The organism is Curtobacterium guangdongense, assembly GCF_049341845.1.
Lineage (GTDB): Bacteria > Actinomycetota > Actinomycetes > Actinomycetales > Microbacteriaceae > Curtobacterium > Curtobacterium guangdongense.
The window spans coordinates 42050-58906 of the sequence record NZ_JBMPIT010000007.1 but is presented as its reverse complement, the minus strand read 5'-3'; the positions used below and the strand labels follow the sequence as shown (position 1 = coordinate 58906).

Genomic DNA, 16857 nt, shown 5'->3' with positions numbered 1-16857 from the left:
GTCGTCTCCTGTCCGGACCGAGGAGGACATCATGGAGAACGAGACACACGCCCGCACCCACGTCACCGATGTGGCCCTGCCCGCATCGCTGACCGAACCGCTGCCGGCGGACGCCAGCGTCCTCACCGTCGCAGCGCGCACCGCAGCAGTCACCGCGATCGGCGTCGACGGCGTGCACCACCTGGGTGGCGTGCTCGAACGCGCGGCCGACCAGGTCCGCTCCCGCCTCGGCCGGACCGCCAACGCCCTCGGCGTGCAGGTGGACGACGTCGACGGGACGCTCGACGTGCAGGTGTCCCTCGTCGTCACCTACCCCGAGCGTGTCACGACGGTCGCCGAGGAGGTCCGTGCGCAGGTCGCCCACGCCGTGACCCAGGTCGCGGGACGGCCCGCGACGGTCGACGTCCGGGTCACCGACGTGCACGGCCCGTTCGACGACGAGCCGTCGAAGGTCTCCGAGGCGGTCGACACGGTCCGCGAGAAGGCGGCGGAGGCGACCGAACGGGTCAAGGACACCGCCACCGACGCTGCCGAGACCGTCAAGGGTGCCGCGTCCGACGCCGCCACGAAGGCGCAGGAGGTCGGGGCGGACGTGGCCGACCGCACCCGCGACGCCGCAGACCGCACCCGGGAGGCCGCCGCCGAGGCGCTCGACCAGGTGCGCGACACCGCGTCGGAGACCGCCGACCGGGCTCGCGACGCCGCCGCCGAGGTCCGCGACTCGGCCGCCGACACCGTCGACCGGGCCGGTGTGGCCGGCTCAGGCGCCGTCGATGACGCGGTGGACGCGACCAAGCGCGCCGCGGACGACATGGCCGACGCAGCCGCGCACGCCGCGGAGGCCACCGAAGCCGCAGCGTCCGAGCCGGACACCCGAGCATGACCGTCTGGTCCGGCCGCTCCGGTCGTCGCTTCGGCCGGGAACGGCCGCCGCGCGCACGTGGTGTCTGGATCGCGACCGTCGTCGGCGTGCTCGTCGTCCTCCTGCTCTTCTTCGGGGCGTTCCTGCCGCTGACGGGCTTCCTGGCCGGTGTCACGGCCACCACCGCCGGTCTCGTGCCGTTCCCGGTCATCCGGGTCACCCTCGTGACGATCCTCGGCGGTGTCGTCGTCCTCGCGTTGCTGATCCTCGCCGTGACCCGGCGTCGTAGCGTGGCGGCGTGGGTGCCGGTGGTCCTCGCGGTCATCGTCACCCTCGCCGTGACGGCCTACCCGCTCGTCACCGTCGCGATCGGCTCGGCCGACCGCGCCGGCGACGTCTGGCCGATCATCACCGACCTCGTACGACGGATCACCGGCTGACCGGCCGGGATCCGACACTGAAGGGACAGACCATGCGCAACCGACTCCTCGTCATCGCCGCCGTCGTGCTCATCGGCTTCTGGTTCGGCGCTCGTGCCAACCGGACCGTCGTCAAGCAGTCGAAGGGCGAGACCGTCCGCAAGATGTGGAACGACCCGCACGCCCGCAAGTCGCGGAAGAAGCTCCGCAAGAAGTTGGAGAAGGCCGCCAAGAAGCGCGGCTGACCGGACTGGAGGCCCGACCCGCCTCCGCACAGCACGCCCCGACCGATGTGGCCGGGGCGTTCGTGCGTGGTCGGGTCAGCGCGTCGCGGTGACGTGCACCGCGTCGAGCACCTCGGTACCCATGGTGCGCAGCGCCTCGACGACCGACAGGCGCCGGTCGAGCGTGTCGTCCTCGAACGTCACCGTGACGGCGTAGCTGACGCTCGACCCGGGTCCTCGGAGCACCCCGGCCTCGGCGCGGATCCCCGGGCCGGACCCCGTCACGGCGACCGACTGCAGCCCGTGGTCGAGCGCTCGGTGCGCCAGCGGGTCGAGGCCGAAGGACCCCGCGACGAGCGAGAGGTCGGCAGCGAGCGAGAGCCAGCCGAGCACCCGGTTCGAGACACCCTCGTCGACGACCTCGCCGAGGGCCAGACCGCGCATCACCCAGCTGAGCTCCCCGGACGCCGCGACCGCGATGTCCGGCGCGTCGTCGGGGCCACGGCGGTCCCGGACGCGGTCGATGAACGCCGACCGCTCGACCCCGAGCGACTCGGCACGCTCGCGCACGGCGTCGATGCCGACGGTGGAGAGCAGTGCGTTCGTGGCCCACGCGTCGGCGGTCGCCGCGACGAGGGTGGCGAGGTCCGAGACCTGCATCGTCGGCTCCTGCAGGAACTGCCAGAGTCCCGGTCCGGTGGCGGTGTCACGCGCCATCCGCTGCAGCCGGTCGCCGTGCAGCCGACCGTCCTCGAGCCGTGCCGCGACCTCGATGAGCAGCAGCACCCGGCCGAGGCCCCCGACGGGTTGCACGAGCCGGTCGTCGATCGCGAGCAGGGCGCGGCCGGTCGACGTGTCGATCACGGACGCGCTGACCCCGGCACCGTCGTACGCGAGCGCTCCGAGGGCCTCGACCGTCGCCGAGAACCGCTCCTCGCCACCCCCTCGGTGGCGTCCACGAGCGCGGCCACCCGCACCAGCACGGCTGCCAGCACCGGTGGCGCCGCCGTCGTGGCGTCGCCGCCGCGAGGACGGTGCCGCGTCGGGCTCGACCATCACCAGATCGAGACGCGCTCGGCGGGGTCGAGGTACATCGCGTCGCGCTCGGTCACGCCGAACGTGTCGTAGAACACGTCGATGTTCTTCACGACCTGGTTGCAGCGGAACTCGGTCGGCGAGTGCGGGTCGATCTGGAGCAGGCGTGCGGCCTCTTCCGGGCGGATCGCCATCCGCCATGCCTGCGCCCAGCTCAGGAAGAACCGCTCGGCGCCGCTCAGTCCGTCGATGACCGGCGGTTCCTGTCCGTCGAGCGACAGGAGGTACGCCTTCCACGCGATCGACAGGCCACCCAGGTCCCCGATGTTCTCGCCGATCGTGAGGGCACCGTTGACGTGCCCGTCCGGGACCTCGGTCGGGACCAGCGCGTCGTACTGCGCGATGAGTGCCTTCGTGCGCTCCTCGAACGCCTGCCGGTCGGCCTCGGTCCACCAGTTCTCGAGCCGACCGTCGCCGTCGTACTGCGAGCCCTGGTCGTCGAAGCCGTGCCCGATCTCGTGGCCGATCACGGCACCGATCGCACCGTAGTTCGCCGCGGCGTCACGGCCGGCGTCGAAGAACGGGAACTGCAGGATCGCGGCCGGGAACACGATCTCGTTGAAGCCCGGGTTGTAGTACGCGTTGATCGTCTGCGGCGTCATGAACCACTCGTCGCGGTCGATCGGCTTCCCGATCTTGCCGAGCTCGCGGTCCACCTGGAACGCGGCGACCGCCCGGACGTTGCCGATGAGGTCGTCGGCGGAGATCGGCAGCGCCGAGTAGTCGCGCCACTTCACCGGGTACCCGATCTTCGGCGTGAACTTGTCGAGCTTCTCCAGCGCGCGCGTGCGCGTCTCGTCGGTCATCCAGTCGAGCGCCGTGATGCTCTGCCGGTACGCCTCGACCAGGTGCGCGACGAGGTCGTCCATGGTGACCTTCGACGTCTCGTCGAAGTGCTCGTCGACGTAGATCCGACCGACGGCCTCGCCCATCGCGCCCTCGACCAGCGAGACGCCGCGCTTCCAACGCTCGCGCTGCTTCGGGGCGCCGGTGAGTGCCGTGCCGTAGAACGAGAAGCTCGTGGCGGAGAACGCGCTCGTCAGGTACGGGGCCGATGCACGGATGACCTGCCACCGGAGCCAGTCCTTCCACGCCTCGAGCGACTCGGACCCGAGCAGCTCCGCCAGGCCCGTCAGGAACGAGGGCTCACGGACGACGACGGTCGAGAACGCGCCGACCGGGGCGTCGATCGACTCCCACCAGCGCTGCAGGTCCGCCCCGGGTGCGAGTGCGTCCACCTCGGCCCACGGCAGCTTGTTGTAGGTCTTCTGGCTGTCGCGCGTGGCGACGTTGTCCCAGTGCTTGCCGGCGAGCGCCGTCTCGAGCGCGATGACGTGCTCGGTGCGCTCGGCACCGTCGTCGAACCCGGCGAGCGGGAACATCGCGGCGACGAACTCGCGGTACTTCTCGCGGATGTCACCGAACCGCTCTTCGCGGTAGTACGACTCGTCGGGCAGCCCCAGACCGGACTGCTCGAGGAACACGACGTACGACTCCGGGTCACCCGGGTCGTTGTCGACGAACAGCTGGATGAAGCTCGGCAGCCCGAGTCGCTCGAACCGACCGACCATGCGGAGCACGTCGTCCTTCGTCTCGAGCGCGGAGATCTCGGCGAGCAGGGGCTCGATCGGTGCCGTCCCCAGTGCCTCGAGCTTCGACTCGTCGGTGAAGGAGGTGTACAGGTCGCCGACCTTGCGCTCCTCGGACCCCGCCGGTGCCTGCTGGGAGCGCTCGATGATCGCACGGACGGCCTTCTCGGCTTCTTCCGCGAGCACCGTGAACGAGCCGTAGCGCGCCTTGTCGTCGGGGATCGGCGTCGCGTCGATCCACTGCCCGTTGACGTGGCGGTACAGGTCGTCCTTCGGCTGCACCTTCGCGTCGAGTTCGTCGGTCTGGATTCCGGTGGTGCCTGCGACGTCGGTCATGCGCTCCACGATAGCCACCGATCCCCTGCCGTCCACCCGACGATCCCGACTCACTGGTCCTGCGGTCGCCGTCGACGCATGACCCTGAGCACCGACAGGCCCGAGCCGGCGAGCACGAGCGCTGCGGCCACGCCGAGCGCGCCCGTGGCCTCGGTGCCGGTGGAGGCCAGTCGGCCCGGTCCCGACGCGAGCTTCGCGGCAGCAACGCGATGTGCGTCCGGGTGGACCCCGGTCGAGACGCCGGGCCCGCTCGCGCCCCCGGCTCCGGACTCCCCCGGGCCCGGGCGGTGCGGGAGCCGCGGCAGCACGAGGCGCAGTCCACCCTGTTCGACACCGTCGATCCGCTGCCGCGCGACGACGACGTCCGCAGGAAGCTCGTCACGCGCCACCGTCAGCTCCCAGGTGCGCCCGACGGTCGTGCGGATCGGCGCACCGTGGTCGTCGGTGACCGCCGTGCCGTCCTCGGTCTCGAGGTCGACCGTCGCCCCGTTCTCACCCGTACCCGAGAGCCGGACCGAGCCGTCCGGGAGCTCCTCGACGCCGCCGGTCAGCGCGACCGGCACGGTGACGTGGGCGTCCGTCGTGCCGAGCTCGGTCGCACCGTCGTGTGTCGTCACCGTGACGGTGTGGAACCGCGCGTCGTCCGGGATGGGGAGTTCGACCCGCCAGTTCGTGTCAGCGCCCACCGGGACGCGGACAGCGTCGATCGGACCGCCGGCATCGGCGAAGGTCAGCTCGGTCCCGGCGGGTGCACGGCCGACGAGCGTGATGCGATCGGTCTCGCGGGAGGCGTCCGCCGCCGTCACGACCGCCGCGCCCGACACGGCGTAGACGTCGTCCACGCCACCGTTCTGCGTGCCGTCGAAGTACTGGAACGCCTCGACGTGGTGGTCCCCGAAGGACAGGTCTCGCAGCGTGAACGACCATGCACCGTCCGCGTCGGCATCGGTCTCGCCCACGGTCTGGCCGCCGTCCTTGATGACGAAGTGCGCCCTCGGGTACCCCGTGCCGTCGAGGGTGACCGAGCGCGCGATACCGTCCACCGTCGCGAGCATCCCGGGCGGGGTGAGCAGCAGGAGCTCCACGGGGAGGTCGACCACCCGGCCGGACACGGCAGCGGTCACACGGACGACGTGGGAGCCCGGTGCCACGCGCACCGCTGCCGACCACGCGCCGGTACGGTCCGCTTCGGTCCACTCCTCGGTCTCGACGTCGCCCGCGACGTGGACGCTCGTGCCGACCGGGGCGGTGCCGGTGACCGTCACGATCCCGAGCCCGTGGTCGATCGACCGGACCCCTGCGGTGAAGTCGGTCGTCGCGGCCGGCTGCGACGACACCGGGGCGGCGACCGTGGGCGCGGTGGCGGCGAGCGGCGCGATCGCGACAGCAGCGACGGCGACGGCGCAGCCGGCCGTCCGGACAGATGTGCGCATGGCCACTCCCTCGGTGATGTTCCACACACCTTATACAAGTGGTCCACGCCGGAAGCAGCAGTTGCCGTCATCGGTGGACGGCTGCCACTACGGTCGTGGGCATGGGACTCCCGTGGAAGCTGCACGGAGACGGCGCGACCGTCTCGGCGACGACGATCGTGGCACCGGACGAACGGCTCACCTGGCCGCGCACCATCGGCCTCGGCGTCCAGCACGTCGTGGCGATGTTCGGCGCGACGTTCCTCGTCCCGCTGCTGACCGGCTTCCCGCCGTCGACGACCCTGCTCTTCAGCGGCATCGGGACGATCCTGTTCCTGCTCATCACCGGGAACCGCCTGCCGAGCTACCTCGGCAGCTCCTTCGCCTTCATCGCCCCGATCGGTGCGGCGACGAAGATCGGCGGGATCCCGCTCGCGCTCTCCGGCATCATCGTGGTCGGCGCGCTGCTGGCGGTCATCGGGCTCGTGGTGCACCTCGCCGGCGCCGGCTGGATCGACCGTCTGATGCCCCCGGTCGTCTCGGGAGCGATCGTGGCGCTCATCGGGTTCAACCTCGCCCCGGCAGCCCGTGACAACTTCACGAAGGCGCCGCTCGTCGCCGTCATCACGCTCGCCGCGATCATCCTGGTGACGGTCCTGTTCAAGGGGCTCATCGGTCGCCTGTCGATCGTCATCGGCGTCGTCGTCGGGTACGTCGCAGCGCTCATCGCGGGCCAGGTCGACTTCTCCGCCGTCGGCGACGCCGCCTGGATCGGCCTGCCCGAGTTCACCGCACCGGCCTTCGACCCGGGACAGCTCGCGATCTACCTGGCGTTCGTGCCGGTCGTCCTGGCGCTCATCGCCGAGAACGTCGGCCACGTGAAGGGCGTCGGACAGCTCACCGGCCGCGACCTCACGCCGCTGACCGGGCGCGCGCTCTTCGCCGATGGCATCTCCACCGTGCTGGCGGGCGTCGGCGGCGGTTCCGCCACCACCACGTACGGCGAGAACATCGGCGTGATGGCCGCCACCCGGGTCTTCTCCACGGCCGCGTACTGGGTCGCGGCGATCGTCGCGGTCCTGCTCGGCCTCTCTCCCAAGATCGGTGCGGTCATCTCCTCGGTCCCGGCCGGGGTCCTCGGCGGCGCGACCACCGCGCTCTACGGTCTGATCGGCGTCATCGGCATCCGCATCTGGGTCGAGAACCGGGTCGACTTCGCCAAGCCCAAGAACCAGCTCACGGCCGGTATCGCGCTGATCATCGGCATCGCGGACTTCACGTTCTCGTTCGGTCAGGCCTCCTTCGGCGGGATCATCCTCGGCACCGTCGCCGCGATCGTCGTCTACCACGTGATGGACCTGATCGGCCGGGCGCGCGGCACCGAGCCGCCGACGCCGGAAGCGTCGGAGTCGGCGCACGCCGCCACCGGCGGCGTCCCGACGGAACCACGCGCGGACTGACGCGGACCCGCCGTCGGACGGGAGGCACTGGTCGACTCCGCCACGCACCGCACGGTGCGCGCGCGACGCGACCAGGGCCTCCCGTCCGGTCCGGCATGATGTCCTGGTGCCCACGTCCCGCCGCGCCGTCGACCGCGACATCGTCCGGCTGGCGCTGCCGGCACTCGGCGCGCTCGTCGTCGAGCCGCTGTTCCTGATGACGGACACGGCGCTCGTCGGACACCTCGGGGCGACACCACTCGCCGCCGTCGGACTCGCGAGTGCCGTGCTGCAGACCGTGACGGGGCTCCTCGTCTTCCTGGCCTACTCGACGACACCTGCCGTGGCGCGCGCGCTCGGTGGCGGTGACCGGCGCGGAGGGGTGCACGCCGGCATCGACGGGATGTGGCTCGCGCTCGGGCTCGGCATCGTGCTGGCGCTTGTCGGGTGGCCGCTCGCCGGTCCGCTCGTCGGGCTGTTCGGTGCGTCGACCCCGGTCTCGAGCGCCGCGACCGCGTACCTGCTCGTGTCGCTGATCGGCCTCCCCGGGATCCTCGTCGTCACCGCGTCGACGGGGCTGCTGCGGGGGCTGCAGGACACCAGGACGCCGCTCGTCGTGGCGTCGATCGGCTTCGTGGCGAACGGTCTCCTCAACGCGGTGCTCATCTACGGGTTCGGGTGGGGTGTGGAGGGATCGGCCGCCGGCACCGTGATCGTGCAGTGGTCGATGGCCGCCGTGTACGTGGTGATCGCCGTGCGTGCGGCCCGACGGGTGGGGGCTCCACTGCGGCCGGGCGCCTCTGGCGTGGTGCGGGCACTGCGGTCGGGAGCGTGGCTGTTCCTGCGGACCGCGTCGCTGCGGGTGGCGATGCTCGCGACCGTCGGGGTGGCCGCCGGGCTGGGGACGGTCGGACTCGCGACGACGCAGGTCGGTCTGACGGTGTTCAGCACGCTCGCCTTCGCGCTCGACGCGCTGGCGATCGCTGGACAGGCACTCGTCGGGCACGCGCTCGGAGCGGGTGACGCCGACCGGGTGCGGCTCGTGACGACGCGGCTCGTGGTGCTCGGCATCGGTGGTGGCGTGCTGCTCGGCCTGCTGACCCTGGCGGTGAGCGGGGTGCTGGGCCCGGTGTTCTCGGACTCCGAGGCAGTCCGGTCGTCGCTGCCCGTCGTGCTCGTGCTCATCGCGGCGGGGATGCCGGTCGCCGGGTACGTGTTCGTGCTCGACGGGGTGCTGATCGGCGCGGGCGACGCCAGGTACCTCGCGATCGCCGGCGGGGTGAACCTCGTCGTGTACCTGCCGCTGCTCTGGGTCTTCGGGGACGGGCTCGCGGCGCTGTGGGCGGTGTTCTCGTTCGGGTACATCGGCGTGCGCGCGGTGACGCTCGGCGTGCGGGCGCACCGCCCGGGCTGGATCGCGGTCGCGATGGCGCGCTGAGTGGCGCGGGCGCGCCTGCCGCGGGCTACGCGCGCGGGGGTGCCGTCGTGTCGCCGACGCGGAGCTCGGAGCGGAACGACGCACCACTCGGCGCATCGCCCTCGAGCATCGCCAGCGCTGCCCGCGCAGCCGCCTGGCCCTTCTGCACGAACGGCTGCACGAGCGTGGTCAGCTGCCGGATCGGCGAACGGTGCAGCAGGCTGTCGTCCACGTGGATGCCGTCGAAACCCACCACGCTGACGTCCTCCGGCACCCGCAGCCCGTGCTCGAGCGCCGAGGAGATCACCCCGACGGCGAGCAGGTCGCTCTGCGCGATGACGGCGGTCGGACGGGTGCCGTCGGGCCCGAACAGCGACTCCCCGGCGACGCGCCCGGCCTCGACGGAGCTGCCGCCCGCCTCGATCGCGACACACGACGGGAACACGCCACGGACCCCGCGGAGCCGCTCCATCGTCGTGAACGCCGCCCCCGCCGCGAAGCGCGCATCGGAGATCGGCCCGAGCTGGTGCGTGGCGTCGAGGGGCAGCGTGACCACGGTGACGTCGGTGTGGCCGAGGTCCCGGAGGAACGCGGCCGCGCGGCGCGAGCCCTCCCGGTTGTCGAGCTGGATCGGGACAGCGCCCTCGATGTCGTCCGCCTCGATCGCGACGACCGGGATCCCGCGGCGTCGGAGCACGGCGACGGCGGGGTCCACCCGCACGTTGCAGCCGACCAGGACCACCGCGTCCATCGGGGCGTCGACCAGCGGGCCCATGCCGCGCTCGTCGTCGAGGGGGCTCCGGACGAGGAGCAGCGACGCCCCGGCCTCCCCGGCGACCTCGGCGATGCCGTCGAGCGTCAGGACGTTCACCGGGTCGCGGAACGCGTCGCTCAGGCGTTCGTCCATCACGACGCCGATCACGCCGGAGCGACCCCGGCGAAGCGAGCGCGCACGTGGGTCGGGACCGTCGTACCCCATCGACGCGGCGACGGCGAGCACGCGGGCGCGGGTCTCCTCGGACACCGGGCCGCTGCCGCTGAACGCGAGCGACGCCGTCGACGCGGCGACCCCCGCCGCACGCGCGACCGCAGCCAGCGTCGGTCGTGCGGGCGCGGTGTGCCCCGACGCGCCACGAGGTGTTGCCGAGTCGTCCATCGCCGGTTAGCGTATCCGAGAACTACACTCGAATCGATTCGATCGGAACAGCACCATGACGACGGCGTCAGTCACCAGGACGAGCCAGGCCCCCAGCACCCGCGCGTGGATCACCGCGGTGTTCGTGGTCTTCACCCTGTCGGGGCTCGGTATCGCGACCTGGCTCGGCCGGATCCCGAGCGTCCGCGACGAGCTCGGCGCCAGCACGTTCGAGATGGGGCTGCTCGTCGTCGGGATGAGCGTCGGGTCGATCGCCGGACTGACCTTCGCCGGACACATCGTCGCGAAGCTCGGTGCGAAGCACGGCGTGCAGATCGCCGCCGTCTGCCTGGTCGTCGGCATGGTGATGGCCGGCGTCGCGGTGACCACGGGGTGGGGCTTCGCCGCCATCTGGCTGTGCCTGATCGCGTTCGGCTTCGGCAACGGGCTCGCCGACGTGTCGATGAACGTCTCCGGTGCCGCTGCCGAACGACTCGGTGGCCGCACGATCATGCCGATGTTCCACGCCGCGTTCAGCCTCGGCACGCTCGCCGGTGCCGGGCTCGGCGCACTGGCCGAACGCCTCGAGGTCCCCGTCGCGCTGCACTTCGTCGTACTCGGCGTCCTCATCGGCATCGCGATGACCGTCGCCGTCCGGTGGTTCGGCGACGAGCGGTTCACCGAACCGGAACCCACCGACACCACCCCCGTGCCGCTGCCGGTGTCCCGCTGGGCCGTCTGGAAGCAGCCGTCCACGCTCCTCATCGGTGTCATCGTGCTCGGCATGGCCCTCGCCGAGGGATCCGCCAACGACTGGCTGCCGCTCGCCATGATCGACGGCCACGGGCTCGAGAACGACGCCGGGTCCGCCGTGCTCACCGTGTTCCTCGCCGCGATGACCGTCGGCCGGGTCGCCGGCAGTCCGCTGATCGACCGGTTCGGCCGCGTCCCGGTGCTCCGGACCAGTGCGGCGGTCGCGGTCGTCGGCCTCGGCATGCTCATCTTCGTGCCGAGCGTGCCGCTGGCGATCGTCGGCGTGGTGCTCTGGGGACTCGGCGCGAGCCTCGGCTTCCCGATGGGCATGTCGGCCGCCGCCGACGACCCCCGCACCGCAGCCGCCAAGGTGAGTGCCGTGGCCACCATCGGGTACGTCGCGTTCCTCGCCGGGCCGCCGATCATCGGGTTCGCGGGTGAGCACTTCGGCCTGCTGCACGGTCTGCTCATCGTGTTCGTCTTCATCGTCGCTGCCGGTCTGGCATCGGGTGCGGCACGCGAGCGGACGCCGGACGCGCAGCCGGGTGCCGTGGACCCGGCCACCCACCCGGGGAACGAACGCGCCGGAGCCGAGCCGAGCCTCCAGGCCGACGCGAACCGGGGGCCGGACGCCCGTTAGGCTTCCGGGGTGCGTCTCGTCATCGCCCGCTGCTCCGTCGACTACGCCGGTCGCCTGTCGGCACACCTCCCCCTCGCCACCCGGCTCCTCATGCTGAAGGCCGACGGCTCGCTGCTCGTCCACTCGGACGGCGGCAGCTACAAGCCGCTGAACTGGATGAGCCCGCCGTGCTCGATCGAGATCGGCGACCCCTCCGAGGAGCAGGCCGAGGCCGGCATCGAGCAGGTCTGGACGGTCACGCAGAAGAAGACGCAGGACAAGCTCGTCGTCAGCATCTACGAAGTCATCGCGGACGAGAGCCACGACCTCGGCGTCGACCCGGGGCTCGTGAAGGACGGGGTCGAGGCGCACCTGCAGCAGCTCCTCGCGGAGCAGATCGAGCTCCTCGGGGACGGGCACACGCTCGTCCGGCGCGAGTACATGACGGCGATCGGGCCGGTGGACATCCTGGCGCGCGACGACGCCGGTGCGAGCGTCGCGGTCGAGATGAAGCGCAACGCCAACATCGACGCGGTCGAGCAGCTCACCCGCTACCTCGAGCTGATGAACCGCGACCCGCTCCTCCGCCCGGTGCAGGGTGTGCTCGCCGCGCAGACCGTCGCGCCGCAGGCCCGCACACTGGCCGAGGACCGCGGCATCCGCGTGCTGGTCCTCGACTACGACGCGATGCGCGGCATCGAGGGCGGGCACACCCGCCTGTTCTGAGCCGAGCGGTCGCCGTTTCGCGCCGGCGGGGGCCGGTTCGTGCGGGCGGGGGCCGTTTCGTGCGTAGGAGGCCGTTTCGCGCGTAGGAGGTCGAAAGGAACGACCTCCTACGCGCGATTCGGCTCGCTACGCGCGTTTCGACCCACGGACCCACCGACGCACCGCAGGGGCGGACGGGAGGCCCGGCTCGGCCCCGCCGAGCACGTCACGACCCACAGGTGGGCCGCGTCCACCGCCCCGGTTAGGGTGGGTACGTCATGACAAGCCCGTTCAGCGCCATCCTCTTCGACCTCGACGGAACCATCAGCGACTCGGCGCCGGGCATCCTGGAGAGCCTGACGTACACGTTCCGCAAGGTCGGCGTGCCCGTCCCGGACCACGAGACGCTGATGTCGTTCGTCGGGCCGCCGATCCTCGACACCTTCCGCGACGCGATGGGCATGGACCAGGAACTCGCGGACCGCACCCTGGCCGTCTACCGCGAGCACTACTTCTCCCACGGCGCCCTCGACTCCGCGATGTTCCCCGGCATCGACGTGGTCCTGCGCACCCTGCACCAGGCCGGGCTGCCGATCTCGACGGCGACGAGCAAGCCCGAGACCCCGGCGACGTACATCCTCGACCACTACGGACTGACCGGGGACATCGACATCATCACCGGCGCCAGTGACGACGAGGTCCGCTCCTCGAAGGCCGACGTGGTCGAGGAAGCGCTGAAGCGCCTCGACGGCCGCGGGTTCGACGTCTCGCGTCCGGTGCTCGTCGGCGACCGGCTGCACGACGTCGAGGGAGCCCGGGTGCACGGCGTCCCCGTGGTCTTCGCCGAGTGGGGCTACGGCTCCCCCGCCGAAGCCGAGGGAACCATCGCGCGGGCGGCCACCCCGCTCGACCTGCTGCCGATCCTGCTGCCAGGGGCTTCGGCGCCGGACGCACCCACCGCCGACGCCAGCGCCCGTTCGTGACCCGCGCCGCCGCACTGCGCCGCGCCGGCTGGGTGCTGCCGGCGGCCATCGTGCTCGTCGCGTTGAACCTGCGCGGCCCCATCGTCGCCCCGGCCCCGGTGATCGGTGACATCCGGCTCGACCTCGGCCTGACGACCACCGTCGCAGGGCTCCTCACGACGATCCCGGTGCTCTGCTTCGCCCTCGCGACACCGCTCGCTAGCTGGGTGATCGCGAAGGCGACCCCCGAGCGGGCACTGTCCCTGTCGCTCGTGATCGTGCTCGCCGGCACCGTGCTCCGGTCGGTGCCCAGTGCCGCGGCGCTGCTGATCGGTACCGCGGTGATCGGCATCGGCATCACCATCGGCAACGTGGTGATCCCCGTCGTCATCCGCCGGGACACCTCGCCCGAGCGCGTCGGGATCGTCACCGGCGTGTACACGTCGGCGCTCAACGTCGGGTCGATGCTGACGTCGCTCGCCACCGCACCGCTCGCATCCGTGTGGGGCTGGCCGATCGCGATCGCGGTGTGGGGACTCCTCGCCGTGGTCGCCGGGCTGGCGTGGACGTACGCGGTCGGAGCCCGTGCCGCGTGGATGGGCCCGGCAACCGGGAGCCCCACGGAGCCGGCGGTCGTCACCGGGCCGATCGACCAGGTGCTCGGGACGGGGGCCATCCGGGTGCCGTCCCCCGCTGCTGCCCGTCCAGCCAGGTGGGTGACGATCGGGCTCACGTTGGCGTTCGGCGGCCAGGCGTTCTCCTACTACGCGCTCACGGCGTGGATCCCGACGCTGCTGCACGACGAGATCGGCTTCTCGAAGGCGTCGTCGGGTGCGAGCTCGTCCGTGTTCCAGATCCTCGCGGTCGTCGGAGCGCTCGGTGTCCCGGTGCTCGCCTCCCGCTGGCGACCTCGGGCGATCCTGTCGCTGGTGGCGTTCCTCTGGCTCGCGATGCCGCTGGGGCTGCTGTTCGCGCCGCAGCTCTGGTTGCTCTGGTCGATCCTCGGCGGGGCGGCCCAGGGCGGCGGGATCACCGTCATCTTCATCATCATCGTGCGACTCGTGTCGACCGACGACGACGCCAGGAGGATGTCCGCGTTCGTGCAGGGCGGCGGCTACCTGATCGGGTCGGCGGGTCCGCTCGTCGCCGGGGCGCTGCACGACGCGACGAACGACTGGACCGCGCCACTGCTCGTCGTGCTCGTGGCCGTCCTGACCCTCGGCATCGTGGGGACCCTGTCCGCCCGCCGGGTTCCCTGACGCCACGAACTGTTCCGCGCGGGCGTGGGATGGGGTGGGAGCGGGGGCTGTTTCGCGCGTAGAAGGCTCTTTCGCGCGTAGGAGGCCCGATTTTCCGACCTCCTACGCGCGTTTCGACCTCCTACGCGCGATTCGGCCCCCGACCGCGCGGAACAGCCCCGACCGCGACACGCCCCCGCACCTCACCCGGCGCGCAGCACGTCCTGCAGCGTCATCGGCGCCCGACCGGTGACCCGCTCGACGTCTCCGGACACGCGCGCCAGCGCCCCCTCGGCGATCGCCGTGTAGGTGCTCACCCACGCATCGGCCTGCCACGGCTCCGGGTTCCACCGCGCCCGCGATGCATAGGCCTCGTCGAGCGTCTCCCGGTGGTACGTCACCGTACGGCCCCGCTCGGCGCTCACCGTCGCAGCCGCCTGCTCCAGGGTGATCGCCACGGGACCGCTGAGCTCGTACGTCCGGTCCAGGTGTGCCGAGGGATTCTCGAGCACAGCTGTTGCGACCCGGGCGACGTCGGCACGCGCGACCGCGGCCATCGCACCGTCGCCAGCCGGTCCACGGATCACCCCGTCCTCGCCAACCAGGTCCTCGACGAAGTCCAGGTAGAAGTTGTCCCGCAGGAACGTGTGCGCCATGCCCGTGGCCCGGATCGCCTGCTCCGTCGCCCAGTGGTCGCGACCGAGCGTGAAGGTCGCATCCGCGGCCGCGCCCGAGAACGAGGTGTAGACGACGTGCCGGACACCGGCCGTCGCCGCCGCCCCGACGAAGGCGCGGTGCTGCGCCAGGCGGTCCTCGGCCTCTGCGGCGGACACCATGAGCAGGACGTCGACGCCCTCGAGCGCGCTGCGTGCCGCGTCGACGTCGTCGAACGTCGCCACGGCGACGTCCGTCCCGGGCAGCTCGGGAGCCCGTGCGGCGTCGCGGACGATCATGCGGAACGGCACGCCGTCCGCGGCGAGCGCGTGGGCGACCGCACCGCCGATGTTGCCGGTCGCGCCGGTGATGGCGATGGTCATGCGGGTTCCTTCGTTCAGGTGGTCAGGTCCGGACGATCCGGGAGGCTCTGCTCACCGTGGGAGCGACGCGTGTGGCGTTCACGCCGTCGACGTCGATCGCCCAGCGCACGGCCGCATCGTGGTCGCGGCCGTGCCGCATGTGCCGACCGACCAGACGATCGACGCGGACGCCGTCGTCCACGACGCAGGACCACGTCTCGGTGAAGAGGTCGCGGAGCGCCGCCCACGGGTCGGTGTCGTCGAGCAGGTAGTTGCCCTCGGAGACCACGAGCCGGGTCGCCCGCGGCACGGCGATGCTGCCCGCCACGGGCTCGTCGACGCGGCGGTCGAAGTCCGGCGCCCAGACGACCGGTTCGTCAGCGGCCACGAGCCGCCGCACGAGCGCGACGTACCCGTCGGCATCGAAGGTGTCGACCGCGCCCTTCCGGTCGTGTCGGCCGAGGGCGTCCAGCGCGGCGTTCGCCAGGTGGAAGCCGTCCATCGGGACCTGCACGGCCGTGCCGGGTCCGAACCGCTCGTCCACCGCGGCGACGATCCGCCTGGCCAGCGTGGACTTGCCCGCACCGGGAGCCCCGGCGATGCCGAGCACCGCCCGATCCCCGGCGGATGCCAGTTCGAGCGCACGCTCGACGGCCTCGTCGACCGATCCCTCCACAGGCACGCCCTCATCTTCGCAGAGTGATTCACTGTCGGCATGAGCATCGATGCGACGAAGGCGTTCAGCGGGTTCTCGGTGCGGGACCCGTCGGAGGCGAAGTCGTTCTACACGGACGTCCTCGGCCTCGAGGTGACCGAGGACCACGGCATGCTCGCGATCCAGCTCGGCGACGGGCACTGGGTCCTGGCGTACCCGAAGGGCCCCGCCCACGAACCCGCCGCGTTCACGGTGCTGAACTTCCCCGTGCAGGACGTCGACGCCGCGGTCGACGAGCTCGCCGCGAAGGGCGTCGAGTTCCTGCACTACGAGGGAATGACCGACGAGAAGGGCATCAACCGCAAGGGCGGCCCGCTCATCGCGTGGTTCACGGACCCGTCCGGCAACGTCTTCAGCGTCATCGCCGAGTAACGCTGCGGTCAGGTGGTCAGCGCCCCGCCCAGCCGAGCGCGATGGGGACGACCAGACCGTGTCGGTGGTGCGGGAGCTCGGCGATCGGGATCCAGTCCGCACGCTCCGTCGACCCGTCGGTCTCGTCCCGGAGCTCGCCGCCGGTGATCCTCACCCGGAACACCACCTGCACGGCCTTCATCGGCCGGCCGTTCTCGTGCATCCGGCGTTCTGCGGGGACCAGGTGGTGCCGCACCCCCAGCAGGCCGCCGACCGAGACCTCGTACCCGGTCTCCTCCATGAACTCGCGGACGACCGCCTGCTCGACGCTCTCGTCGTACTCGACCCCGCCGCCGGGCAGCGCCCACGTCCCCGCCTCCGGGAACCGCTGCATGGCGAGCAGGACCCGGCCCTCGTGGGTGACCACGCCGTACGCAGCGAGCCGGGTGTCGTAGTCCGTGTACTCCATGACCCGACCATTCCAGCAAGCCGAGCCGGCGCGGACGTGCCGCGCCGAGCCTCCCGGCCGTCCCGGCGACCACGCAGCCGACGCGACGTCCGTGGTGAGAG

The 16857-nt window shown here is 71.9% G+C and carries 17 protein-coding genes; 10 read left to right on the top strand and 7 right to left on the bottom strand.

Annotated elements, in window-relative coordinates:
- Positions 1 to 31: 31 nt before the first annotated feature.
- The 3 genes from ACO0E1_RS12300 to ACO0E1_RS12290 are packed head-to-tail and all read left to right on the top strand — an operon-like array spanning position 32 to position 1526.
- Positions 32 to 883 (top strand): Asp23/Gls24 family envelope stress response protein, encoded by an 852-nt coding sequence (locus ACO0E1_RS12300; RefSeq protein WP_422874453.1) that lies wholly within the window; start codon positions 32 to 34, stop codon positions 881 to 883.
- The gene (locus ACO0E1_RS12295; protein ID WP_422874452.1) at positions 880 to 1302 is read left to right on the top strand and encodes an MFS transporter permease; all 423 of its coding nucleotides are present in this window, start codon (positions 880 to 882) and stop codon (positions 1300 to 1302) included. The genes ACO0E1_RS12300 and ACO0E1_RS12295 overlap by 4 nt, the downstream gene beginning before the upstream one ends.
- Positions 1303 to 1334: 32 nt before the next feature.
- Positions 1335 to 1526 carry a hypothetical protein gene (locus tag ACO0E1_RS12290; protein ID WP_422874451.1) on the top strand — a complete coding sequence of 64 codons (192 nt, stop codon included), beginning with the start codon at positions 1335 to 1337 and terminating at the stop codon, positions 1524 to 1526.
- 75 nt (positions 1527 to 1601) lie between these two features.
- Here the strand turns inward: ACO0E1_RS12290 and ACO0E1_RS12285 are convergent, their stop codons facing one another.
- The 3 genes from ACO0E1_RS12285 to ACO0E1_RS12275 are packed head-to-tail and all read right to left on the bottom strand — an operon-like array spanning position 1602 to position 5958.
- A complete protein-coding gene (locus ACO0E1_RS12285; RefSeq protein WP_422874450.1) occupies positions 1602 to 2561 on the bottom strand; it encodes a serine hydrolase in 960 nt (319 codons plus the stop codon).
- On the bottom strand, positions 2561 to 4525 hold the full coding sequence (locus ACO0E1_RS12280) for a M13 family metallopeptidase (RefSeq protein ID WP_422874449.1): 1965 nt from the start codon (positions 4523 to 4525) through the stop codon (positions 2561 to 2563). The genes ACO0E1_RS12285 and ACO0E1_RS12280 overlap by 1 nt, the downstream gene beginning before the upstream one ends.
- A 50-nt stretch (positions 4526 to 4575) precedes the next feature.
- The gene (locus tag ACO0E1_RS12275) at positions 4576 to 5958 is read right to left on the bottom strand and encodes a hypothetical protein (protein ID WP_422874448.1); all 1383 of its coding nucleotides are present in this window, start codon (positions 5956 to 5958) and stop codon (positions 4576 to 4578) included.
- 101 nt (positions 5959 to 6059) lie between these two features.
- Here ACO0E1_RS12275 and ACO0E1_RS12270 point away from each other — a divergent pair, with 101 nt between their 5' ends.
- Both ACO0E1_RS12270 and ACO0E1_RS12265 read left to right on the top strand, forming a co-directional pair.
- Positions 6060 to 7397 (top strand): uracil-xanthine permease family protein, encoded by a 1338-nt coding sequence (locus ACO0E1_RS12270; RefSeq protein WP_422874447.1) that lies wholly within the window; start codon positions 6060 to 6062, stop codon positions 7395 to 7397.
- Between the two features lie 106 nt (positions 7398 to 7503).
- Positions 7504 to 8814, top strand: a complete 1311-nt coding sequence (locus ACO0E1_RS12265) for an MATE family efflux transporter (protein ID WP_422874446.1) — start codon at positions 7504 to 7506, stop codon at positions 8812 to 8814.
- A 25-nt stretch (positions 8815 to 8839) separates the two neighbouring features.
- Here ACO0E1_RS12265 and ACO0E1_RS12260 read toward each other — a convergent pair whose 3' ends face one another.
- The gene (locus ACO0E1_RS12260; protein WP_422874445.1) at positions 8840 to 9949 is read right to left on the bottom strand and encodes a LacI family DNA-binding transcriptional regulator; all 1110 of its coding nucleotides are present in this window, start codon (positions 9947 to 9949) and stop codon (positions 8840 to 8842) included.
- Between the two features lie 55 nt (positions 9950 to 10004).
- Between ACO0E1_RS12260 and ACO0E1_RS12255 the strand changes: the two genes are divergently transcribed.
- The 4 genes from ACO0E1_RS12255 (at position 10005) to ACO0E1_RS12240 (ending at position 14226) form a co-directional block, all read left to right on the top strand.
- The gene (locus tag ACO0E1_RS12255) at positions 10005 to 11321 is read left to right on the top strand and encodes an MFS transporter (RefSeq protein WP_422874444.1); all 1317 of its coding nucleotides are present in this window, start codon (positions 10005 to 10007) and stop codon (positions 11319 to 11321) included.
- A gap of 9 nt (positions 11322 to 11330) precedes the next feature.
- A complete protein-coding gene (gene nucS / locus ACO0E1_RS12250) occupies positions 11331 to 12026 on the top strand; it encodes an endonuclease NucS (RefSeq protein WP_422874443.1) in 696 nt (231 codons plus the stop codon).
- A gap of 257 nt (positions 12027 to 12283) precedes the next feature.
- Positions 12284 to 12988, top strand: coding sequence for an HAD hydrolase-like protein (locus ACO0E1_RS12245; protein ID WP_422874442.1), 705 nt, complete (start codon positions 12284 to 12286; stop codon positions 12986 to 12988).
- On the top strand, positions 12985 to 14226 hold the full coding sequence (locus tag ACO0E1_RS12240; RefSeq protein WP_422874441.1) for an MFS transporter: 1242 nt from the start codon (positions 12985 to 12987) through the stop codon (positions 14224 to 14226). Before ACO0E1_RS12245 ends, ACO0E1_RS12240 begins: the two co-directional genes overlap by 4 nt.
- A gap of 182 nt (positions 14227 to 14408) precedes the next feature.
- Here ACO0E1_RS12240 and ACO0E1_RS12235 read toward each other — a convergent pair whose 3' ends face one another.
- Complete coding sequence (locus tag ACO0E1_RS12235; RefSeq protein ID WP_422874440.1) at positions 14409 to 15242, bottom strand: SDR family oxidoreductase; 834 nt, start codon at positions 15240 to 15242, stop codon at positions 14409 to 14411.
- A 22-nt stretch (positions 15243 to 15264) separates the two neighbouring features.
- Positions 15265 to 15903 (bottom strand): nucleoside/nucleotide kinase family protein, encoded by a 639-nt coding sequence (locus ACO0E1_RS12230; protein WP_422874439.1) that lies wholly within the window; start codon positions 15901 to 15903, stop codon positions 15265 to 15267.
- A 33-nt stretch (positions 15904 to 15936) separates the two neighbouring features.
- Between ACO0E1_RS12230 and ACO0E1_RS12225 the strand changes: the two genes are divergently transcribed.
- On the top strand, positions 15937 to 16308 hold the full coding sequence (locus ACO0E1_RS12225; protein ID WP_422874438.1) for a VOC family protein: 372 nt from the start codon (positions 15937 to 15939) through the stop codon (positions 16306 to 16308).
- Positions 16309 to 16324: 16 nt separating this feature from the next.
- On the opposite strand, the gene ACO0E1_RS12220 is transcribed toward ACO0E1_RS12225, so the two are convergent.
- Positions 16325 to 16756, bottom strand: a complete 432-nt coding sequence (locus ACO0E1_RS12220; protein WP_422874437.1) for an NUDIX hydrolase — start codon at positions 16754 to 16756, stop codon at positions 16325 to 16327.
- Positions 16757 to 16857 lie beyond the last annotated feature (101 nt).